The sequence below is a fragment of the Coprococcus sp. RTP21281st1_F1_RTP21281_210402 genome (assembly GCF_040915325.1).
In the GTDB taxonomy this organism is placed as follows: Bacteria; Bacillota; Clostridia; order Lachnospirales; family Lachnospiraceae; genus Coprococcus; species Coprococcus aceti.
On record NZ_JBCPDQ010000009.1, the window covers coordinates 37,009 to 61,195 of the forward strand.

17 protein-coding genes are annotated in these 24,187 nt (G+C 44.5%); 16 read left to right on the top strand and 1 reads right to left on the bottom strand.

Translation table 11 applies throughout. The features are described from left to right. The first annotated feature begins 74 nt into the window (after nt 1-74). The 12 genes from AB5150_RS12420 to argJ all read left to right on the top strand — a co-directional run bounded on the left by AB5150_RS12420 (nt 75) and on the right by argJ (nt 16,374). Nucleotides 75-1,142, top strand: a complete 1,068-nt coding sequence (locus tag AB5150_RS12420; RefSeq protein ID WP_156337955.1) for a lysylphosphatidylglycerol synthase transmembrane domain-containing protein — start codon at nt 75-77, stop codon at nt 1,140-1,142. Nucleotides 1,143-1,243: 101 nt separating this feature from the next. After that, entirely contained in the window at nt 1,244-3,937 is a 2,694-nt protein-coding gene (locus AB5150_RS12425; RefSeq protein WP_055273881.1) for a translation factor GTPase family protein, read from the top strand. Nucleotides 3,938-4,273: 336 nt separating this feature from the next. Beyond that, a complete protein-coding gene (gene glpK, locus AB5150_RS12430; protein WP_161172246.1) occupies nt 4,274-5,761 on the top strand; it encodes a glycerol kinase GlpK in 1,488 nt (495 codons plus the stop codon). 58 nt (nt 5,762-5,819) lie between these two features. Next, the gene (locus AB5150_RS12435; RefSeq protein WP_055273877.1) at nt 5,820-6,785 is read left to right on the top strand and encodes an ROK family protein; all 966 of its coding nucleotides are present in this window, start codon (nt 5,820-5,822) and stop codon (nt 6,783-6,785) included. Between the two features lie 99 nt (nt 6,786-6,884). After that, nucleotides 6,885-8,303: a glycoside hydrolase family 1 protein gene (locus AB5150_RS12440; protein WP_055224569.1), complete on the top strand. Its 1,419-nt coding sequence runs from the start codon at nt 6,885-6,887 to the stop codon at nt 8,301-8,303. A gap of 301 nt (nt 8,304-8,604) precedes the next feature. Next, complete coding sequence (locus AB5150_RS12445) at nt 8,605-9,579, top strand: aldolase catalytic domain-containing protein (RefSeq protein WP_015534020.1); 975 nt, start codon at nt 8,605-8,607, stop codon at nt 9,577-9,579. Nucleotides 9,580-9,876: 297 nt separating this feature from the next. Next, complete coding sequence (locus AB5150_RS12450) at nt 9,877-10,833, top strand: Gfo/Idh/MocA family protein (protein ID WP_117874817.1); 957 nt, start codon at nt 9,877-9,879, stop codon at nt 10,831-10,833. Further along, nucleotides 10,830-11,579 (top strand): 1-acyl-sn-glycerol-3-phosphate acyltransferase, encoded by a 750-nt coding sequence (locus tag AB5150_RS12455; protein WP_055147142.1) that lies wholly within the window; start codon nt 10,830-10,832, stop codon nt 11,577-11,579. Before AB5150_RS12450 ends, AB5150_RS12455 begins: the two co-directional genes overlap by 4 nt. Next, nucleotides 11,554-12,438 (top strand): diacylglycerol kinase family protein, encoded by an 885-nt coding sequence (locus AB5150_RS12460; protein ID WP_055147145.1) that lies wholly within the window; start codon nt 11,554-11,556, stop codon nt 12,436-12,438. The genes AB5150_RS12455 and AB5150_RS12460 overlap by 26 nt, the downstream gene beginning before the upstream one ends. 105 nt (nt 12,439-12,543) lie before the next feature. Further along, on the top strand, nt 12,544-13,062 hold the full coding sequence (locus tag AB5150_RS12465) for a pyridoxamine 5'-phosphate oxidase family protein (protein WP_015534017.1): 519 nt from the start codon (nt 12,544-12,546) through the stop codon (nt 13,060-13,062). 145 nt (nt 13,063-13,207) lie between these two features. Then, nucleotides 13,208-14,884, top strand: a complete 1,677-nt coding sequence (gltX, locus tag AB5150_RS12470; protein WP_015534016.1) for a glutamate--tRNA ligase — start codon at nt 13,208-13,210, stop codon at nt 14,882-14,884. Nucleotides 14,885-15,129: 245 nt separating this feature from the next. After that, nucleotides 15,130-16,374, top strand: coding sequence for a bifunctional glutamate N-acetyltransferase/amino-acid acetyltransferase ArgJ (argJ, locus tag AB5150_RS12475; protein ID WP_022216915.1), 1,245 nt, complete (start codon nt 15,130-15,132; stop codon nt 16,372-16,374). 54 nt (nt 16,375-16,428) lie between these two features. Here argJ and AB5150_RS12480 read toward each other — a convergent pair whose 3' ends face one another. Continuing rightward, nucleotides 16,429-16,656 carry a helix-turn-helix transcriptional regulator gene (locus tag AB5150_RS12480; RefSeq protein WP_055224577.1) on the bottom strand — a complete coding sequence of 76 codons (228 nt, stop codon included), beginning with the start codon at nt 16,654-16,656 and terminating at the stop codon, nt 16,429-16,431. Between the two features lie 197 nt (nt 16,657-16,853). Here AB5150_RS12480 and AB5150_RS12485 point away from each other — a divergent pair, with 197 nt between their 5' ends. The 4 genes from AB5150_RS12485 to AB5150_RS12500 all read left to right on the top strand — a co-directional run bounded on the left by AB5150_RS12485 (nt 16,854) and on the right by AB5150_RS12500 (nt 24,123). Continuing rightward, nucleotides 16,854-20,108: an RICIN domain-containing protein gene (locus tag AB5150_RS12485; protein ID WP_349818844.1), complete on the top strand. Its 3,255-nt coding sequence runs from the start codon at nt 16,854-16,856 to the stop codon at nt 20,106-20,108. 227 nt (nt 20,109-20,335) lie between these two features. Then, entirely contained in the window at nt 20,336-20,803 is a 468-nt protein-coding gene (locus AB5150_RS12490; RefSeq protein ID WP_349818843.1) for a Fic family protein, read from the top strand. Beyond that, nucleotides 20,804-21,229: a Fic family protein gene (locus AB5150_RS12495; RefSeq protein ID WP_349818842.1), complete on the top strand. Its 426-nt coding sequence runs from the start codon at nt 20,804-20,806 to the stop codon at nt 21,227-21,229. A gap of 125 nt (nt 21,230-21,354) precedes the next feature. After that, the gene (locus AB5150_RS12500) at nt 21,355-24,123 is read left to right on the top strand and encodes a glycoside hydrolase family 3 C-terminal domain-containing protein (RefSeq protein ID WP_349818841.1); all 2,769 of its coding nucleotides are present in this window, start codon (nt 21,355-21,357) and stop codon (nt 24,121-24,123) included. Nucleotides 24,124-24,187 lie beyond the last annotated feature (64 nt).

A 24,187-nucleotide genomic window follows, 5' to 3' on the forward strand; every position in this document is an offset into this window, starting at 1 on the left:
ATTTGAGATGGTGGGCAGATTGGGATAAGACTGATCTGAATGAATTGATATTAGGGGAAAAGGGATATAAGACTATGAAAAAACTATCAGATAGACAGAAAACACTTATAAAATGGTTGTGTGTGCTGGTGCTGGTCGGACTTATCATATATGTGTTCCGTGACATGGCAGGCCCTATAATGTCGCAGCTTGTAAAGACAAGTCCTGTGGTCGTGGCAGCTATTCTCGGAGCGACGCTTTTATACGGAGTGATAGAGAGCTGCATAACGTTTATCCTCATGCGACAGGTGGAGAACAATATGACATTTTTCGATGCAAATATTATGACGTATTTTGTGTCATTTTACAGGGTGTCAACGCTTGGGAGCGGTACCATAGTGGCATCCACATTGTTCATGAAACACTGCAGAATACAGCCGTCGAAAGCGCTTGGTCTGTACTCTATTGATTATGCGATACACAAGATGACCATATGTGTTATGGCGGTGGCATTGTTTCTTGCGAACAGAGAATATATGCTTGGAGTATTTGGCAAATACAGTTCATATGTTGTCCTCGGCGTTATAGCGACCATACTCATAACGATGGCGATAGTGCTCTTTGCGTGCTGGCCGCCGTTTCACAGATTCCTCAGATGGCTTCTTGAAAAAGCTGATGCTTTGTTTAAAGGACGATTTGCAAAGCAGATTGACAGTTTAAGTGGGCAGACAGCTATGATGGAGGATGCCACCAGGGTTGTACTTAAGAAACCGTGGCTTATAGTGGTAGTCATGCTGCTTGATATATGTAAGTTCGCGTGCTGGTTTGCCATACCTTATATAGTGTGTCACAACTTGTGTGATATGAATATTGTCACGTCAATAGGTATAACAGCCATGAGTGTCATGCTGGCGGCAGTCATTCCTATGCCGGGAGGAATCGGATCAAGTGAGCTTGTTATGACAGCGATCTATTCGGGACTTGTTGGTTCTGCTGCAGCCGGAGCCATGGCACTTCTCTATAGATTTGCCACATTCATGTTCCCTTTTATCATAGGTGCATTTACAGCCATATTCTTCAAGAGGTTCAAGAGATATAAGGCGGCGCAGAATGAAAAACAGGGAATCCCGGATGGCGATAGCTTGGCGGATACAGACTCATAGCTGAACCGATAAATGAGTTTATAAAGAACCGATATATATCAATGGTCAGCAAGATGCATGGCAGGTGATATATATCGGCTGGTGAAGGGAAAAAGATACATATGAAGAAAATAGTCGCGGGCATACTGGCCCACGTTGATTCGGGTAAGACCACCCTGTCGGAGGCGATGCTCTATCAGGCAGGACAGATAAGAAAGCTTGGGCGGGTGGATCATCAGGATACATATCTAGATACGGACAGTCAGGAAAAGGACAGGGGGATCACGATATTTTCCAAGCAGGCAGAGCTTGCATATGCTGATATGCATATAGCTTTGCTTGACACTCCGGGACATGTGGATTTCGGAACAGAGATGGAAAGAACATTGCAGGTTCTTGATTATGTGGTTCTGGTCATCAACGGTATGGACGGAGTGCAGAGCCACACGGAGACCCTGTGGAAGCTGCTTGAGAGATATGGGATTCCTGTATTTATATATGTCAATAAGATGGACATGACTGGCTATGACAGAGATTACCTCATGGACAATATCAGACACAGACTGAGTGATGGCTGTGTCGATTTTTTATGTGAAGATTCAGGAGAGCAGATCGCCATGTGCGATGAGGCCATGCTTGAACATTTTCTTGAGACTGGGGCAAATGATGAACAGGACGTGGTAAATGCCATTGCGGGCAGAAAGCTGTTCCCATGTTACTTTGGCTCTGCACTCAAGAATGAGGGCGTGTCAGAGCTTCTTGACGGCATGAACAGATATGTAGTGGAACCTGTGCGCGGGGAAGAATTTGGCGCCAGAGTGTTCAAGATAGGACGTGACGATAAGGGCGAGAGACTTACCTACATGAAGGTCACTGGAGGAGTGTTGAAGCTCAAGGATGTGCTGACGCTCAGAAACAGTCAGGGGGAGGAGAGCCATGAGAAGGTCAACCAGATAAGGGTGTACTCCGGTGCAAAGTACGACATGGTAACCCAGGTTCCCGCCGGATGTGTCTGTGCTGTTCCGGGACTGGTGAATACCTACGGCAGACAGGGAATCGGTGCCTGCCCGGATGGAGAGCTCCCAAGTCTGGAGCCGGTTCTCAGCTATAAGGTCATGTACCCGACTGATGTGGATGCGATCACGATGGTGTCAAAGCTCAGACTGCTTGAGGAAGAGGATCCCCAGCTCCAGGTGCAGTGGAATGAGACTGCAGGAGAGATATACATCAAGGTCATGGGGCAGGTACAGCTTGAGGTAGTGGCTCAGATGGTAAGAGACAGGTTTGGAATTGCCATCACATACGGACAGGGCAGGATATCATACAAGGAGACGATCGCGGCTCCAGTCATGGGTGTAGGACATTTTGAACCGCTCAGGCACTACGCAGAGGTACATTTGTTGCTTGAACCTATGGAAAATGGCAGTGGAATGTGCTTTGACAGCATTTGCAGCGAGGATGTACTGGATAAGAACTGGCAGAGACTGATACTCACCCATCTTCAGGAGCGTGAGTTTAGGGGAGTGCTTACGGGATCGCCAATCACGGATATGAAGATAAGCATCACTGCGGGGCGCGCACATCAGAAGCACACTGAGGGTGGAGATTTCAGACAGGCGACATACAGGGCGGTGAGACAGGGCCTTATGATGGCGGAAAGTGTCTTGCTGGAACCTGTGTATGCATTTAAAATAGAGGTACCACAGGAGTATGCCGGAAGGGTTCTTGCAGACATAGTGAAGATGAGCGGAACTATGGATGGTCAGGAGATATCCGGTGAGACGACAGTCATCACGGGACATGCCCCGGTATATACCATGAGAGAGTATTACAGTGAACTCACAGCATTTTCCAGAGGTACAGGCAGGCTTCAGGTGGATATAGACGGCTATCAGCCGTGCCACAACACCGAAGAGGTTCTGGCTGAGAGACACTATGATCCTGAGCTTGACAGGTTTAATCCATCTTCATCGGTATTCTGTGCCCATGGTGCAGGTTATCTGGTGGACTGGTATGATGTGTATGAGAACATGCATGTGAAGGAGGATCCGGGATTTGAGATCTCGGGCCAGCTTGGCTACACGGAAGATGGCTATGCTATGGATATTCCGGTGAACAGGCCGGGAAAGAGTGTATCGGAGATGTCCATAACAGATGAGGAGCTCAGCGAGATATTTGCAAGGACATTTGGCGGAGATTACAAGGATAAGGATGTGGCACTGAACGGAAGATTCAGGAGAACTACATCTGAGTATAAAGTAAATGGACAGTATAATAAGAGTCAGTCCAGAGACAGGCAGCCCGGAAATGGACCGCTTGTGGGCAGCAGACCCGCTGATAGAGGTATAGCCACGCCTGGAGCGTTCAAGCGCAGGAAAAACGGCGAGGACTATGTCATAGTGGATGGCTACAATGTCATATTTGCATGGGATACACTTCGGGAACTGTCGGAGCACAACATAGACTCCGCCAGAGGTAAGCTCATGGACATACTGTCAAACTATCAGGGATATATGAACTGTAAGTTAATAGTGGTATTTGACGGCTACAAGGTGAAGGACAACAAGGGCGAGAGATTCCCTTATGATGATATAGAGGTGGTGTACACCAAGGAGGGTGAGACCGCGGATGCGCATATAGAAAAGCTCACACATGAGCTTGCGAGAAAGCACAAGGTCACTGTGGTCACATCGGACGGACTGGAGCAGATAGTCACCATGGGCCAGGGTGCAATCCGCATGTCCTCAAGAGACTTCAAGGCAGAGGTTGAGAGGGTGAACGAACATCTGAGAGAGAATTATCTGAAAAACGATTGAGAAAATTTGATCAAAACAATTAAGCTGAACTATTTGATTCTGGCTTATTTGATAGATACTTAAAAGGAAGAAGGAAAAAAGGTTTGTCAGGGCAAAATTGCCCGACGGACCATACATAATTACGGAGAACAGCGAGGCTTAACAGTGTATATAAACCAAGCTGATGGGTATGCCTTCGCAGGGGCATTTGAGCCCGCCGGTCCTTAGATGGTGCGCTAAGCAGCATCTTAGTACCGCTGCAGGGCGAAACGAGCGGGAGCGTCCCCTGAGAAGGCATACCCATCAGTTTGGTTGCAAAACACTAGAACCGAGCGTCCGCGTTAATAGGAGGGCAATTTGGCAGATTATATAATGGCGCTGGATCAGGGAACGACCAGCTCAAGGGCGATAATATTTGATAAGGAAGGCAGGATATGCTCAGTGAAACAGAAGGAGTTCACCCAGCATTTCCCGAATAACGGATGGGTGGAGCATGACCCTATGGAGATATGGGCAACCCAGATGTCGGTGATGATGGAGGCGAGGGAGACCATGGGAATCCGCACCGAGGACATAGCCGCAATAGGAATTACCAACCAGAGAGAGACAACCATAGTGTGGGATCGAAAGACCGGCAATCCGGTGTACCATGCCATAGTGTGGCAGTGCAGGAGAACTGCGGACAGGATAGAGCAGCTTAAGGCTGAAGAATATGACAAGGTGATAAGAGAGAAAACGGGACTGATAGTAGATCCGTATTTCTCTGCAACGAAGATAGAGTGGATACTTGATAATGTGCCTGGAGCCAGGGAACGCGCAGAGGCGGGGGAGCTGATGTTCGGAACCGTTGACACATGGCTTATATACAAGCTCACAGGCGGAAGAGTTCACGCAACGGACTACACAAACGCGTCGCGTACCATGCTTTTCAACATTCATACACTGGAGTGGGACAAGGAATTGCTTGCAAAGTTCAACATCCCGGAGAGCATGCTTCCGGCAGTGAGAAATTCCAGTGAGATATACGGATACACGGACAGGGAGATATTTGGCGGTGAGGTGCCTATAGCGGGAGTTGCCGGAGATCAGCAGGCTGCGCTGTTCGGACAGTGCTGCTTTGAGGCCGGTGATGTGAAGAACACCTACGGAACAGGTTGTTTCCTCCTCATGAATACGGGGGATAAGGCAGTTGACTCGCAGCAGGGACTTCTCACCACTATAGCCATAGGACTTGACGGAAAAGTCAGCTATGCGCTTGAGGGAAGTGTGTTTGTGGCTGGAGCAGCCATCAAGTGGCTCAGGGATGAGATGAAGCTCATAGACAATGCAGCGGACACTGAGCGCATTGCTCTGTCTGTGCCGGACAGTAATGGTGTATATGTGGTACCTGCATTTACGGGACTTGGCGCTCCTTACTGGGATGCGTACGCCAGAGGGGCAGTGTTCGGCCTTACAAGGGGAACAAATAAGGCGCACTTTGTCAGGGCGACAGTCGAATCGCTGGCATATGAGACATCGGATGTTCTTGCGGCTATGGAGATGGATGCAGGACTTCCTATCACAAGCCTTCGAGTGGACGGCGGCGCCAGCGCCAACAACTTCCTGATGCAGTTCCAGGCAGATATAGAGAATGCCGAGATAGTGCGGCCTGTGATCACGGAGACAACGGCTCTGGGTGTTGCATATCTGGCTGGACTTGCTGTTGGCTACTATGACAGTCTGGATGAGATCAAGGGCTACTGGAAGGCCGACAGAAGATTTGAGCCGGGGATAACCGAAGATAAGAGGGAGACGCTCCTTGCAGGCTGGAAGGACGCAGTGGAGAGAACGAGAGTGACAAGGTGAATATAAAAATATATATAGAAAGAAAAAGCAATGGGTAATGAGAAAACAGGAGGGACTTATGTATTTAGTATTTGATGTAGGGGCAACATTTATAAAGTATGCGTTAATGGACGATGAGGGCAATATATCGGGAAAGGGTAAGACTCCAACCGACAGATATGCCGAGGCTGGAACTCCGGCATTTGTGGCGCAGATCAAGAAGGTGTATGACGAGAAGGTACTGGACTGTGACATAACAGGAATTGCCATGGGGCTTCCTGGACAGATAGATGTCGAGCGCGGCATAGTGTACGGCGGTGGCGGGATCAAGTATCTTGATGGTGCACATCTTGGTGATCTCATATCAGAGGCATGCGGCGGTGTGTCTGTAGCCCTTGAGAACGATGGCAAATGTGCGGCTCTCGCAGAGTTGTGGCTGGGCAATGCCAGTACGGCTACAAATGCAGTAGTCGTTGTCGTGGGTACAGGAATCGGCGGTGGAATAATCATTGACAGAAAGATCCACAGAGGCAAGAGACTTCTGGCAGGTGAATTGTCATATGCCCTCATGAACATGACAAGGGAAGAAGCTGATAATGTCAGATGCTGTGAAGAGCTGACTGTTGAGGAGACATTTGAATATAACCCGTTCATGGTAACCTCAACATGTACTGCAAGCTCCATTACATACAAGGCATCCAAGATAATGCATATGAAGCCAGAAGAGGTGACCGGTGAGATGGTATATCAATGGATAGATGAGGGCAATCAGGAGATCATAGATATGGTTGAGGACTCATACTTCTCCATAGCAAAGCTCTGCTGTAACCTGTACATGACGATAGATCCGGATGTCATACTTATCGGAGGTGGAATGAGTGCCAATCCGAACTTTGTTCCGGGGGTTAAGAAGTATGTGGACAAGATAAGAAAGATTACAAAGACCTACGATGGCATGGTTATCGACACATGCAAGTTCCGCAATGATTCGAATCTTCTTGGCGCGTTGTACAACTATAAGCAGAAGTATGAGGGCGTGAAATAAAATCGCAATAAAACAAACGTAAGATGGAGATGAACTGGAACAGATGGTTCATCTCTTTTATAAATACTATTGAAAATGTAAATCCATGGAGGGAAAATTATGATAATCACAAAGAAACATGGACTTCCGGAGAATTTCCTCTGGGGAGCATCAACAAGCGCATATCAGGTTGAGGGCGCCAATCTGTCACACGGCAAGGGCCCAAGTGTGCAGGACATCAAGACAGTTCCAGCGGGAACAAGTGAGCTGGATGTGTGTGCTGATTTTTATCACAGATATGCAGAGGACATAGCCCTCATGGCTGAGATGGGATTCAAGACATTCAGATTCTCCATCGCGTGGAGCAGAGTCCTCCCAGAGGGAACCGGCAGAGTCAACCAGGAGGGAATTGACTTCTACAACAATGTGATAAATGAGTGCCTCAAGTACGGAATCGAGCCGCTTGTCACAATGTTCCATTTTGATCTTCCTGCGGCTCTTGAGAAAAAAGGTGGCTGGTCGAGAAGAGAGAGTGTTGACGAGTTTGTTGAATTTGCAAAGCTTCTCTACACAAATTATGGCGACAGAGTAAAGTACTGGCTGACTATCAATGAGCAGAACATGCTCACACTTGTGGGTGACGTGATCGGAACCTGCAACATGGAGGGCGTGACAAATAAATACAAGAAGCTTTATCAGGAGAATCACCACATGCTCCTTGCTCAGGCAAAGGCCATGAAGCTTCTCCATGAGATGTGTCCTGGTGCAAAGATTGGTCCTGCACCAAATATTTCACTGGTATATCCTGCCACATGTAAGCCGAAGGATGTCCTGGCAGCACAGAACTTCAACGCGATAAGAAACTGGCTTTACCTTGATATGGCAGTGTATGGAAGATACAACGACCTGGTGTGGAAGTTCCTTGAAGAGCATGACGCTATCCCTGTTATTGAGGCTGGAGATATGGATATCATGGCGCAGGCAAAGCCTGATTTTATAGGTTTCAATTATTATAACACTGCAACGGTTGAGTGGGATGACAGCCCGGTTGCTGTGACGGACTCAGAAAAAAAGGATCAGCAATCAGCCGGTATTGAGCCGGGGGTATACAAGGCGTATCCAAATCCAAATCTTCTTCGCACAGAGTTTGGCTGGGAGATAGACCCTGACGGCTTCAGGGCAACTATAAGAGAGATGTACAGCAGATATCACCTTCCTATGATCGTGACAGAGAATGGTCTTGGCGCATATGACAAGCTCACAGAGGACGGCAAGGTACACGACGACTATCGTATAGAGTACTTAAGAAAGCATATAGAGCAGATCAAGCTGGCAGCAGACGAGGGCGCAGAGATGATGGGTTACTGTCCTTGGTCAGCAATTGATCTCGTGTCCACCCACGAGGGAATCACCAAGAGATACGGCTTTATATATGTCAACAGAGATGAGTTTGACATGAAGGATCTTGCGAGATACAGAAAGGATTCCTTCTACTGGTACAAGAAGGTCATCGAGACTAACGGCGAGGATCTGAGCTAAAAATTATCCAGAAATCAACAATTTAGGCCTAAAAGATACAAAGTTCCAGAAAGTTGTATCTTTTGGGCTATATTTCGCTTGTTTAGGATAAAATTATCCTAAGACTTTGCTTTCCCTGCGAAAAAGGATAAAAACAGAATCACCAAAGATTGCATTTTTGAATAAAGTCCTTGCATTAATTTATTTGTGTGCTATACTAAATAAAGTTACTAACATACACCAACGCGTTAAAGTGACGTAAGTTTAAACCGAGAAAACTGAGGAGAAAATCAAAACAAAAAACAAGAAGGAGGACACTATTATGATAGGCGGAGATCTGATCACCTACAGACCTGACATTCAGGTACTTGACGCAACAATAAGAGATGGAGGACTTGTCAACGATTTCTATTTTACTGACGAGTTTATAAGAGCCCTCTATGAAGCGAACATCAAGGCGGGGGTTGATTATATGGAATTCGGCTATAAGGCCTCCAAGGAAATGTTTGATGTGAACAAATTCGGCAAATGGAAGTTCTGCAACGAGGAGGATATAAGAGCCATCGTTGGAGAGAACAATACAGATCTGAAAATTTCAGTTATGGCTGATGTCGGAAGATGCGACTACAAGAAGGATATCATCGACAGAGCCGACAGTGTTATCGATCTGGTGAGGGTGGCGACATACATCAACACCATGCCTGCAGCCATCGAGATGATTGAGGATGCACATGCAAAGGGATACGAGACCACATGCAATATCATGGCAGTTTCAAAGGATCAGGAGTCGGATATCGATCTTGCTCTTGAGCTGCTTGGTAAGAGCAATGTAGATGGAATATACATTGTTGACAGCTACGGCTCACTGTACCCTGAGCAGATCAAGAAACTCGCGGAGAAATATGTCGCAGTTGGAGAGAAGTATGGCAAGAAGATAGGAATACATGCACACGACAACTTAAAGCTTGCCTATGCCAACACTGTTGAGGCAATGAGGAGTGGTGCGAGCATGCTCGATGGAACTGTAAGCTGTATGGGCAGGGGCGCAGGAAATTGTGCGCTTGAGCTTCTTCTTGGATTCCTCAGAAATCCAAAGTACAACCTGTACCACATCTTGAAGTTCATAGAGCAGTACATGGTTCCGCTCAAGGCAAAGGGAGATGCAGTATGGGGCTATGATGTGCCATACATGCTGACCGGAATGCTGAATCAGCATCCAAGGGAAGCCATCGATTTCATCAAGAATGAGAGACATGATTATGCAGATATGTACAGCTACCTTATGTACAGAGAGTAACATGCGGATTGTGGAACAACATATTTTACACTGTAGAATATGTGTAGCCGATAGAGATGCATAGTACAACATATATAGTGGGTTGGGTGCTTATTATGGTGCTCAAGATAAAGGGGAGGACTCCTGGTGTCAGTTATCGCTGGCATCAGGAGTTTTTCTTCTATTTTCCCGTCTGTGTGTTATAATCTGATATGGAGTGTCAAAATATGTCGAAAACAAAAAGAGATGTACTTTTGAAGATATATATGCAGTGTCAGCGCTGGAAAACAGATAGAAAAAACAGGAGGATGACAGCATATGAACATAGGAATATTAGGCGCAGGCAAGATCGCCGGTGTCATGGCAGATACGATAAATAAGATGGATGATGTGGAGCTGTATGCGGTAGGTTCAAGAACTTTGGAAAAGGCAAATGCATTTGCCAGGGAATTTGATATAGATAAGGCTTATGGAAGTTATGAGGAACTGGTAAGTGATGATGCGATAGATCTTATATATATTGCAACGCCGCATTCACATCACTATGAGCATATGAAGCTCTGCATAGAACATGGAAGAAATGTACTCTGCGAGAAAGCATTTACCTACGATGCTGCGCAGGCTGAGGAGATCGCAGCTCTGGCAGCGGAGAAGAAGGTGTATGTGGCTGAGGCAATATGGACGCGGTATATGCCGTCCAGACAGATAATAAATGAAATTCTTGAATCAGGTGTGATAGGGGATATCAGGACAATGACCTGCAATCTGTCCTATCCGATATCAAAGATAGAGCGCCTGATCAGACCAGAGCTGGCAGGGGGTGCCCTTTTAGACGTGGGAGTTTACGGGCTGAACTTCATTGTCATGCATATGGGAAAGGATATCTCGGATATTGAGTCCTCTGTTATGATGCACGAGACTGGAGTAGACGGACAGGAGAGTATAACCGTCAAATACAGAGACGGCAGGATGGCAGTGACAACCCACAGCATGTACGGAAGATCAGACAGAAAAGGCATCTTTTACGGTGAGAAGGGATACATGATAGTCCAGAATATAAATAATCCACAGTGGATAGATGTATTTGACTGCGAGGACAGACTGATAAGACATGTGGATGTGCCAAAGCAGATAAGCGGCTACGAGTACGAGGTCATGGAAAGCCTTGATATGATCAGACAGGGACAGTTCCAGAGTAAATCGATGCCTTTGTCAGAGTCTATATATATGATGAAGCTTATGGATGACATTAGAAAAGGGTGGAATAAAAAGTGATAATTATATATATACTTGGCGGAATCATAGCCATATTTCTGATGTACATACTTTTTCTCTTCGTGTGCAGTCTGTTCGTGAGAACTGACAGGCAGTATACGGAGGACAGCAGGTTCTACAGGCATCTGCTGTATGGTGCCACCGGATTTGCCATGTGGTTTCTAAGAGTGAAAATGCATGTGACTGGCATGGAGAAGATTCCAGTGGATGTCAAACCACTCTTTGTGGGAAATCATCTGTCAAATTATGATCCGCTGATAGAATGGCATGTATTTAAGAAGTGGGATGTGGCATTTGTATCCAAGCCGGAGAATTTTAAGATACCGATATTCGGCAGGATCATCAGAAGATGCTGCTTTATGCCGATAGACAGATCAGATCCGGGTAAGGCATTGTCTACGATCAAGACGGCTACCGAGATTCTCCAGAAGGGAGATATGGCAGTTGGAGTATACCCGGAGGGAACGAGAAACAGACAGGGCGGACTTCTGCCATTTCACACGGGTGTTTTCAGGATAGCCCAGAAAGCGCATGCGCCGATAGTCGTCATGGCGATACACGGAACGGAGAATATCTACAGGAATGTGCTGAGGCGCAGATCTGACGTCTATATAGATGTGGTGGATGTGATACCTGCCGATGAGGTAAAAGCAATGAAGAAGAATGAGATCAGCGACAGGGTGAGACTTGTCCTTGAGAAAGATGAAAAGGGTAAAAACTATGGGAAAGAAGTACATTTTATATAATTCACTGGCGGGCAACGGCAAATGTATGTATGACGTGCAGGCACTTGCAGATACATATCCTGATGCGATACTCAAGAAGATGACAGAGATCGCTTCATATGCGGAGTTCATGGGATCGCTTGCAGAGGATGACGAGGTTATCCTGTGCGGCGGTGACGGAACGCTGAACATATTTGTGAATGACATAAAGGACATGGATGTGAAGAATACCATCTACTATTATGCCTCCGGAAGCGGCAATGACTTTGCAAAGGACATAGGACATAACAGTCATGACACTCCGGATTACCAGATAAATCAGTACATACAGCATCTGCCGGAGGTGACGATCAACGGCAAAAAGTGGCTGTTCATGAACAATGTTGGATTCGGAATAGACGGTTACTGCTGTGAGGAGGGCGACCGCCAGAGGACAAAGAATGAGAAAACTCATAAGAACAAGCCTGTGAACTACACGGCTATAGCTATCAAAGGCCTGCTCTACGCATTCAAACCGAGAAATGCTGTGGTGAAAGTGGATGGAGTCCGTCATGAATATAAAAATGCCTGGCTCGTGCCAACCATGAATGGCAGATATTATGGCGGCGGAATGATGGCTACCCCCGGGCAGGACAGACTGAATCCGGAGCATACAGTTTCGGTTATGGTGTTCCACGGCAAGGGCAAGCTTGGAACCCTTATGATTTTTCCTTCTATATTCAAGGGGGAGCATGTCAAGTACGAAAAGCATGTTGATATATTCAACGCAAAAGAGGTTGAGGTTGAATTTGATCGTCCGACACCACTTCAGATAGACGGTGAGACGATACTTGGAGTTACATCATACAAAGTTAAAGCGTGGAGCCTGGATCAGAAATAAAAAAGTTTTGAAAATCCGAATAATATAAAGTTCAAAAAACTTGCAAATATGCTGACGTCATTTATACTATTTTAATAGATTGTACGCTGAAAAAGGAGGTATTGTATGCGGGAGATGCGGAGAAGTGACAGGATGATAACAGATCGTGAAGAGATAGTGGATGTACTTGATTCGTGTAAGGTGTTCCGGATGGCGGTTCACGATGAAGAGGGAATGTACATAGTTCCGCTGAATTTCGGTTATACCTACGAGGAGGATGTTCTGAAGCTTTATTTCCACTCTGCCGGTGAGGGCAGGAAGGTGGATGCTCTGGCAGCGGATCCGAAGGTGGCCATAGAGATGGACACAGATCACTATCTGGTTGAGGGACCAAATGCCTGCAGCTTTGGTTATCTCTACAGCAGTATCATGGGAAATGGCACAGCCAGAAAGCTGACAGATCCTGAGGAAAAGTGCGAGGCACTCAACTGCCTTATGAATCATCAGCTTGCGAGAAATACCGAGAATATGAGATCGTTTGACAAGGTAGAAAAGAAGAAGTATAACTACTCAGACCAGATGCTTGCAGCGGTAAATGTGTATGAGATAGTTGTGGAAAATTTTACGTGTAAGTCAAGGCGATAAGTATATGGAATCTATGCAATTGCCATTGTGGTTTAAGGAATTGACGTAAAACATAATACAAATTATAATCAGACAGGATATAATGAAGCGATCATCAAGCAGACTCTTGATGATAAGTGATATAGCAGAAAGGTGAAAACAGGAGATGGATTACAACAAATTAGCGGATTTGATATTTGCAGATATAACAGATACAGTGGATGACCTTGAGAAGAGATTTCCGGAGAGAGATCTTCCAGAGGGAGCAAGGGTAACAAGATTTGCGCCAAGCCCTACAGGATACATGCACATCGGTGGACTGTATGCAGCCATGATCTCAAGAAAGCTTGCAAAGCAGAGTGGCGGCGTGTTCTACCTCAGAATAGAGGACACTGACAGAAAGAGGGAGCTTGAGGACGGTGTAAATGAGATTATCAATTCGCTGAAGAAGTTTGACCTTGGATTTGACGAGGGACCATTTGAGGGCGGTGAGACTATATATGGTCCATATAAGCAGAGTGAGAGAAAAGAGATATATCAGACATGTGTCAAGAAGCTTATGCAGGAGGGATATGCATATCCTGACTTCACAACAGCCGAGGAGCTTGATGAGATCAGGGCAAAGCAGGAGGCTGCAAAGGTTGACATAGGATATTACGGCGAGTATGCAGTAGGAAGAAATCTGACATACGAGCAGATAGAGGAGAAGCTTGCAGCGGGCGAGCCATATGTTGTGAGACTCAAGAGTCCGGGCGAGGCAGGAAAGACTGTTATCTACAGCGATCCTATCAGGGGCAAGATCGAGATGCCTGAGAATATCATGGATGTGGTACTTCTGAAGTCAGACGGAATACCTACATACCATTTTGCACATGCAGTTGACGATCATTTCATGAGGACAAATCTTGTCATCAGAGGTGACGAGTGGCTTGCATCATATCCACTTCACAAGCAGCTCTTTGATCTGTGTGGATTTGCGCTTCCAAAGTATGCGCACATCGCACCTATCATGAAGCTTGAGGTTACAGTGGACGAGGAGGGCGAGCACCAGAGAAAGAGAAAGCTCAGCAAGAGAAAGGACCCGGAGGCTGCGGTTGGATTCTATGCAGAGCAGGGATTCCCATCAGTCAGCGTGCTTGAGTACCTTATGACAATAGCAAACTCCAACTACGAAGAGTGGCATGCAGCACATGCAGACAAGACAATAGACGACTTTACATTATCACTCAAGAAGATGCCTGTCAGCGGCGCACTTTTTGACATGGTGAAGCTCAATGATGTCAGCAAGGAGATGATCTCAAAGCTCACAGCCGAGGAGTGTTACGACCTCATCATGGAGTGGGCAAAGGAGCATGACGAGAACATATACACATTTGGCACACAGGATAAGGACGGCTTCATGAAGACCATCAATCTGTGGAAGATGTCAGGCAAGAAGGTCCGCAAGGATGTCGGCAAATGGTCAGATCTGCGCGCTATGTTCGGTTATCTGTACACTCCCGAGGACGAGCTGGATCTCCAGTATGAGATAGACGAGAAGTACACACCGGAGATGATCACAGAGGTTATCGAGGAGTACAAGAAGGATCTCTTCCTTGACTCAGAAGACTGGTTCTCAAGCATGAAGGTCATGGGCGAGAAGATCGGCTACTGTCCAAATGTCAAGGAGTACAAGCAGAATCCTGACGGATACAAGGGTAGCATCACAGATGTATGTACCATAGTAAGAGTTGCCATAACAGGCAAGCAGAACTCACCTGACCTGTTCACCATCATGAACGTGATAGGAAAAGACAAGACCGTGGGCAGACTGGACAAGTTCCTTGCGTGGGTGAATAGATAGGATGTATCAATTGGATGTGCACATTAAGTTGACATAGTCTGTATCGTGTTTGACATAACCATGCAGGAGCGCTCCCGCTCAACTCAGGCTGCAGCGGCACTAGCGCTCGCAGGCTCACTGAGAGCCGGCGCCTTCGTATGTCCTGCATCAGTTAATGTCAAAACGATTACAGATTGTACTATATACTTGTGCACATCCAATTGATGAAGATTGGTTAAAATATATTTAGAAGGGATTGGATTACTATGAACAAGAAGATATATGATGGTTATACATATGTAGACGGTGGCGTGTGCGCGGCCAAGGGTTTCACGGCAAATGGACTTAACTGTGGACTGAACCCTGACAAGAACAAGAATGATCTCGGAATGGTATTTTCAGAGGTGCCATGTGTGGCAGCAGGCGTGTATACACAGAACAAGGTGAAGGGCGCACCGGTCACAGTTACCAAGGAACACCTGAAGAAATCTGGCAACAAGGCACAGGCAGTCATTGTGAACTCCAAGAATGCCAACACATGCAACGCGGATGGAATAGAGAAGGCTGAGAAGATATCCCAGCTTGCAGCGGATGCCCTGGGTATAGATGTGAACCTTGTCATCAATGCTTCAACAGGTGTCATCGGACAGATCATCCCTATCGAGCCATTTGAGGAGCATATGAAAGAACTTGCAGACGGTCTCACAGCAGACGGCAACGACAAGGCTGCAAATGCTATCATGACCACAGACACAGTTGACAAGCAGGTTGCTGTCCAGTTTGACATAGACGGAGTGACATGCACCCTCGGAGGTATGGCAAAGGGAAGCGGAATGATCCATCCAAACATGGCTACAACGCTTAACTTCATCACATCAGACATAGCCATCACATCAGAGCTGATCCAGAAGGCGCTCTCAGAGATCGTAAAGGTTACATACAACTGCCTCTCCGTAGACGGAGATCAGTCCACAAATGATACCCTGACAGTCATGGCAAATGGCCTTGCTGGCAACAAGCTCATCGACACGGAGAACGAAGCTTATGAGAAGTTCAAGAAGGCCCTCTATATAGTTATGGAGTGCATGACCATGATGCTTGCATCAGACGGTGAGGGAGCAACCAAGATGATCGAGTGTACAGTTGCAGGGGCACCTGACCTTGACACAGCCATTATCGTGGCAAAGAGCGTTATCCGTTCCCCACTTACAAAGTGTGCTATGTTCGGCGAGGATGCCAACTGGGGACGTATTCTCTGTGCCATCGGATATGCGGAGGCTGACTTTGATATAGACAAGGTTGCAGTAGATCTCGAGTCGGAATTTGGCGTGGTTCCAGTATGCCGCAACGGCGCAGGCGTACCATTCTCAGAGGAGAAGGCAGCCAAGGTATTGAGCTCAGATGAAATCCACATCAACATAGATCTCGGAATCGGCGATGTTACAGCCAAGGCATGGGGCTGTGACCTGACATATGATTACGTGAAGATCAATGGGGATTATCGTTCGTAGGTTTTACTCGTAAATAAAAATAAGACACTGATCAAAATGATGTTGGTCAGTGTCTTATTTTTTTATGGGAAATGGCTGTTTGCAGCTAGAAACACCAGTTATGTAATTCATATCAACGTTGTAATACCTGGCAAGTTCGATAAGACATTCAATCGGCATGCGAACTTTGCCTTTTTCGTAGTCAGAATATGTTGTCTGCGCAACATGTATTATATTTGCAACCTGAGTCTGGTTAAGGTCATTATCTTCACGAAGTGATTTAATTATTTCATAATAATGCATTAGGTACTCCTAAGTTACTAAAAAAATATACTTCTATAAAATATATTACAAATGTTCATTGAAATTGACTTTTAACGGGCATTCCGTTAAAATGAAAAGCAATAGGATATTAGCAAAAGAAAAATGGGGGGATGCACTTGGCAAATAATGAAGATTGTGTTTTTCTTGAGTAGTTTGTAGGAAGAGGAGGAAAATTTATGAGTATGAATGAAAAGTGGAATAAAGGTATTTCGCTACGGAAAAAAAGATGGATTAGCATGATAATGGCAGCCGTGATGATTGTTACGTTAGTACCATTTATGCCAGGAAAGAAAGCTGATAAAGTAGAGGCTGCTGGATATAACGCTGAAGCAGCGTTACAATATGCAGCAAGTCATTGGAATGATGGTGTAGGATTATGCGCTGAATTTGTTTCTCGGTGTGTACAGGCTGGTGGTATATCAATAAATACTGAGACAATAACGACAAATTGTTATAATGCAGTATCAAATGCAACTGGAGTACAAGGACAGATTTTAAAGCTTGATTCATCTGGACAGGCGACAAAAAGTCTGGATGGAGATATTCTTGCGGCTGGAGATGTTGTAATAGAGTGGTGTAATACGCATACATACAGACCACATATAATGATTTGTGGAGGATATAATAGTAGTGGTTATGCAACCTATTACGCACATAACGGAGCTAGAAATAATACTCCTAGAGCGTTTGGAAAATGGTGTGATCCACACACATGGAGTAATGGGTGTGATGTTGGTGCAAGAGTATTACACATAAGTGCTTTGAGTGGGGCTTCAGGAGAAATGACAACTCCAACGATTACAACAAACAGAGAGTGTTACATAGTTGGAGATAAAATAAATATTACGTGGAATAAAACGAGCAGTCAGAGTGATTTCTTACATTATTGGTTAATCATCACCAATACTGATACTGGGGAAGAGTGCATCGGTGGAGCAACAGGTTCAAACGGAGATGTAAATGCAAATAGTTATCAATTTACAATTCCGAAAGAAGGACATTATAGAATTGATATATATGCAATACCTTATAATGATAAAGAGCATCGTCAGAAGGAAGCAGTGAAGACAGTAAGTACATATGGATATGATAGTTCGATAGTTAACTTAGGAGATGACTTTTACGCAAATATAATCAATACAGGAAATGGTAAGTATTTGACAGCCGATAGCGATGACAATGTGACAATAAGAACCGCCTCGGGACAGAAAAATCAGCTTTGGCATTTTAGAAAGAGAGAAAGCGGATCATATGAAATAATAAACAATGCTTCTGATAAAGCTCTTGATGATACTAATTGGGGACAGGAAAATGAAACGAATGTAGGAGTATATACAAGAAATAATACGACTGCGCAAAAGTGGTTTGTGAGAGGAGCAGAAGGTGCTTATTTTATAAACGCATCATGTGGAGATGCGGTACTTGATATAGATAGCAATGGCTCGGCAGATGGTACAAATGTGTGGTTGTATGAAAAAAATGAGAGTTCAGCTCAGAAATTCACAATAAAGAAGGTGGCAACAAGCCTTGATACTTGTAATGCTCTCGGTCTGACAACAATACAGGGCGGTTTCCGGTTATCATGGGATACCGTGTCAGGTGCAACAAAATACGAAGTGTATCGTAAGAAGGCAACGGACAGTGACTATTCTAGAATAGCAGTTGTTTCAGGAGAAGACATAGATACATACGAAGATAAAAATTGTATATCAGGAATAACATATGAGTACAGGGTTAATGCAGCAAATGATTATTGTTTAGGTGCATCAGGTGCCGAATGTCATGGCTTGTATCTTGATTCTACAAATGCATCACTTGTAAAGTATTCTGCTGATAGTGTAAACATATCATGGGATTCAGTAAGAGGAGCAGATGGATATAATATTTATTTGTATAATCAGAATGATGATACATATTCAAAGGTGAAGGATATAGCAAATGGTTCAACAACCTCTTGTGTTATATCTGGTTTAAAACAGAATACTACATATACTTATTTGGTAGAAGCATATGGTATATGTACATATGAAAATAAGAACGAAATTTATACTGGATGTAGAAGTAATATCTTGACCATTGCGACAAAAAGAATATTAAGTAATCTTGCAGTTAAAATGTCTGATTGGGATTTGAGCGGAACGGCATCACAGCCAGTATTACTTGGAAATGATGGTAATGGTGCGGTAACATATACATATGCACCAGAGGGAAGCGATGTTTTCACAGCAGAATTTCCGACAAAAGCAGGAACATATACTGTAAAGGCAGAGGTAGCAGGGACTGATAGATATTGCGCTGGAGTGGCAACATGTACGTTCACAATAACGGATAACAATAGTAAGCCAGCTCCGGTAGTCAAAAAATTATTGGATAACTTAGTATTAATACTTGACGATTGGGATATAAGCGAAAATGCATCAACACCAATTTTGACAGGCAATTTGGGCAATGGCGCAGTAATATATAGCTATGCATCAGTTGGAAGTACAGAGTACACAAGTGCTATACCAACAAAGGCGGGAACATATATAATAAAAGCTGTTGTTGCAGAGACTGATGAATATTATGGTGGAGTTGCAACCTGTAAGTTTACAATTACAGATAAATATAGTAGTTTACAGCCTGTAACGAAAAAGTCACTCAATAATCTTGTTTTGATGATGGCGGGCTGGCATGTTGGTGATCGCCCATCTTCTCCAGTTCTTACAGGAAATGATGGAAAGGGTAAAGTTACATATACATATTCTAAAGTAGGAAGTAACAAGTATTCAAATACTGTACCATCTAATGAAGGAAAGTATATAATTAAGGCATATGTTGCAGAGACAGAGGATTATTATGCAGGTACAGCAACATGTGTTTTTGAGATAACCAAAAAGCCTGTAGTTAAAAAGACACAGACAATAACAACGAATGCTGCAAATTATACTTTGGTATATGGCGGAAAGTCTGTTACCATAAAGGCAAAGACAAATGGAAATGGAAAAATATCATACAAGTCTTCTAATAACAATGTAGTTTCGATTGATAAGACTGGAAAAATGATTGTTAAAAATACAGGTAAGGTGACTGTTTCCATTTATGTAGCAGCGACGACCGCATATAAGGCCGCAACAAAGAAGGTAACAGTGGTTGTAAAGCCTAAGATACAGGCAATAAAGGGAATCAAATCACAGAAAAAGTCAAGCATATATGTTAAGTATGTTAAAGATACAAAGGTAAGTGGCTATGAGATTCAAACAGCTCTTGATAGCAAATTTAAAAAGTCTGTAAATACATATACAATAAAGCCGTACTCGAAGTATAGAGTGACATTAACTAAGAAGCGGACTGGTAAAATCTATTATGTAAGGGTGAGAAGTTATAAGATCGTAGGATCACAGAAAATATATGGAAGTTATAGTGGTATAAAGAAGATAAAAGTTAAATAATTTTTATGCCATATAAAAAATAGGGGAAAGTCTAGAAAATTTAGTCTCAGACTGTAGACAAACTACTCTGCAAAGCAATGCTTTGTAGAGTAGTTTTTTATTAATGCTTATCGTTGTTTGCGTTGATTCTTCAAATTCCTACATTGGGATCTTGCGATATGTATATAAACATCATTGAAAATCCCACAATAAATTGGTAAGATAATAAGCAAGATTGAGGTGAGCTGATGAGCGGTTATATACCACTATATACGATCTCAAATAAAATGCTTGAACTTGTTTCAGAGATATCTGAAAAAGTTGGAAGGATTACCAGTCATAAAGAGCTGGAGTCAAAACCACATTTGCGCAGAAACAACAGAATAAGATCAATTCATTCTTCGCTAAAGATAGAGGCAAATTCGTTATCATTGAATGATGTCAGAGATGTAATAAATGGACATCTGGTTCTTGACGATCAAAAGGAAATACAGGAAGTGCAAAATGCATACGTAGCCTATGAGAAGATCCCCGAAATAGATCCGACAAGTATATCAGACCTGAAAAGGATTCATGGAATATTGACGTACAGAACCGCCCGCGAGTCCGGTATATTCCGAAAAGGCGATGAGGGAGTTATTCACCCGCTTATTTTATCTGCAATATTTCATTATAAGTTTGTGTTCATTCATCCATTTGCAGATGGAAATGGATGAATGGCAAGATTGTGGCATACAGTTCTCTTATATAGGTGGAGAAGCGTATTTGAATATATACCGCTGGAGAGCCAGATTGAGCGGTTTCAGAATGAATATTATGATGCGATAGCGGTATGTCATACAAAAGGCAACTCGGACATATTTATAGAATTCATGCTCAATATGATAAATCAGATTTTGGATGAAGTCATCTTGCAGGTGAACAGGTCGAATTCAGAAGTTTCAGAATATGTGAAGCGGATGCTGGCGGTCATGGAATATGAAGTGCCGTATACGTCAAATTCCATAATGGAAGCGCTGGGGCTTAAGTCCAAAGAGACCCTTAGAAAAAATTATATAAATCCGGCGATGGAGCTTGGACTGATAAAGATGACATTGCCTGATAAACCTAACAGCAGAAATCAGAGATATGTAAAGCAGTAGAAAAGTTATGTCATCAGGTAATGCAATAAAACAACTTTTCCATATCAAATAAACGAAACTGACTGTAAAATATAAATTGTAAACAAAACACTAAAAGTTTGAAATACCCAACGGAGGTTAAACACATGGAAGATAGAGTACTTGACTGGGCAGTATATGAGAAGACAGCCCGTGAGATGGCTGCAGAGGGACTGGTTCTGTTAAAGAACGACAACAAAGCTCTGCCACTTAAGCAGGGAGAGACGGTTTCTGTATTTGGACGTATGCAGAATCATTATTATAAGAGTGGAACCGGTTCAGGCGGCATGGTGAATGTTGCCAGAGTGGTAGGAATCCTTGATGCACTTAATGAGTGCAAGGATGTAAATGTCAATCAGAAACTGGCAGAGACTTATGCCGCATGGGATAAGGAACATCCTGTGGAGCTGGGACTTGGCTGGGGACAGGAGCCGTGGTCACAGGCAGAGATGCCGGTTACAGAGGAGCTCGTGCAGGAGGCTGCCGGCGAGTCGGATTCGGCCATAGTGATAATCGCTAGGACGGCAGGCGAGGACAAGGACAATACACTTGAAAAAGGAGCATTTATGCTCACTGATATAGAGACTGATATGCTTAGACTTGTCAGAGAGAATTTCCAGAAGATGGTCGTTCTCTTGAATGTCGGCGGTCTTATAGATATGTCATTTCTTGACACGATTTCCCCGGATGCCTGCATGTATGTATGGCAGGGTGGAATGGTCGGAGGATATGGAGTGGCTGATGTCCTCGTAGGAGATGTCAGCCCTTCAGGAAAACTCACAGACACGATAGCCTACGATATCAAGGATTATCCTGCGTATGACAATTTCGGCGGCGAAGAGAGAAACTTCTACGCTGAGGATATCTATGTGGGATACCGTTACTTTGAGACATTTGCAAAGGATAAGGTCAGATATCCGTTTGGCTACGGATTGTCATACACAGACTTCAAGATCGGCGTAAAACATGCAAGCCTGGATTTTGAAAAAGGTGTGGCGAATATCTGTGTCAAAGTCACAAATACAGGAAAGAGACTTGGCAAGGAGGTTGTCCAGGTGTACGGTGAGATGCCACAGGGCAGGCTTGGCAAGCCATCCAGAGTGCTCATTGATTTTGCGAAGACAAAGGAACTTGTTCCGGGACTCAGCGAAGAGCTGAAGTTTGAGATTCCGCTTGACCGTATGGCATCATTTGACGATTCGGGAGTCACGGGCCATAGAAACTGTTATGTGCTTGAAGCTGGAGACTACACTATCCATGTAGGAAACAGCATAAGAAATACAACAGAGTGTCTGTTCTTTGAGCTTGCCGAGATTGTGGAGCTTCAGAAGCTTCAGGAGGCACTTGCACCTTATGAGAAGTTTGACCGCATGAAACCATTCTGTGATGAGAACGGCAGGATGCTTATAGAGTATGAGGAGACACCTCTAGTCACTGTTGATATGTATGACAGGAGAGAGCAGGAACTGCCGGAGGAGATACCGGTTACTGGTGACAAGGGAATTATGCTTCTTGATGTAAGGGAAGGCAGGGCCACCATGGATGAGTTCATAGCGCAGTTTGATGATGAGGATCTGGCATGCTTTGTCCGCGGCGAGGGAATGGGAAGTTCTCTTGTGACGGCGGGAACGGCGTCAGCATTTGCCGGGGTATCGCCAAATTTGATCGCACATAAGATTCCGTCGGTGTGCTGTGATGACGGACCATCGGGAATGAGACTCGACTCAGGTATGAAGGCATTCTCACTTCCAAATGGCACTCTGTGCGGATGTTCATTTAACAAAGAATTGAACACCAGACTGTATGCACTTCTCGGACTTGAGATGACAGCAAATAAGGTTGAGGTTCTTCTTGGACCGGGAATGAATATCCACCGTCACCCGCTTAATGGACGAAACTTTGAGTATTTCTCCGAGGATCCATACCTTACGGGTTCCATTGCAACTGCACAGTTAGAGGGACTTAAGTCCAGCGGCGTGTCCGGAACGATCAAGCATTTCTGCGGAAATAATCAGGAGTATCACCGCCATACGACGGACTCGGTCATCTCCCAGAGGGCACTTAGGGAGATATACCTGAAGGGATTTGAGATAGCTGTCAAGTCGGGATATGCCGACTCTGTTATGACAACATATGGTCTGGTAAATGGTCTCTACACCGCAGGAAGTTATGATCTGAATACCACGATACTCAGAAATGAGTGGGGATTTACAGGCGTGGTCATGACAGATTGGTGGGCATCCATCAACCGCAGGGGTATGGAGCCGGATGCAAATGACTTTGCGACTATGATACAGGCACAGAATGACATGTATATGTGCTGCCCGGACGGCTCGAAGAACATGGGCGGAGATAATGTCATAGAGGCACTTCAGGACGGACGTATATTGAGAGCTGAGCTTCAGAGAATTGCAAAGAATGTGTGTAACTTTGCCATGAATACGAATGCATTTAAGCGTCTTGTGGGAGAGCCTGTAGAGGTAGAGATAATAAACCGTCCAAAGCAGGCGGACGATTTTTCAATTGATGATGTGGAATACATCAATGTCGACAGAGACATACTTATAGATCTGACAGAGAAGGCCAGCACCGCCGACACGAATTATGTCATAGCACTTGATGTTGAACATCCGGGAGAGTATGAGGTGAGCCTGAGGGGAAGCTCGACACTCGAAAAGCTTGCCCAGCTGCCGTGTACCCTGTTTTTCAACGGATTCCCTGTGAGCAACTTCACATTTAACGGAACTGACGGCAAGGATGTTGTGATCAGGAAAGAGGTCAAATTTTACGGCAGATTCAATGTGCTCCGACTGTATGTGAAATCGAATGGACTTGATCTCAAGGATATTAAGTTCAGTTTTGAAAAAGAGTTTTGATCTGAAAATAAATATTGACATAGACTGCCATAGATGGTAACCTAAATTAACTCTTTGCACTGCA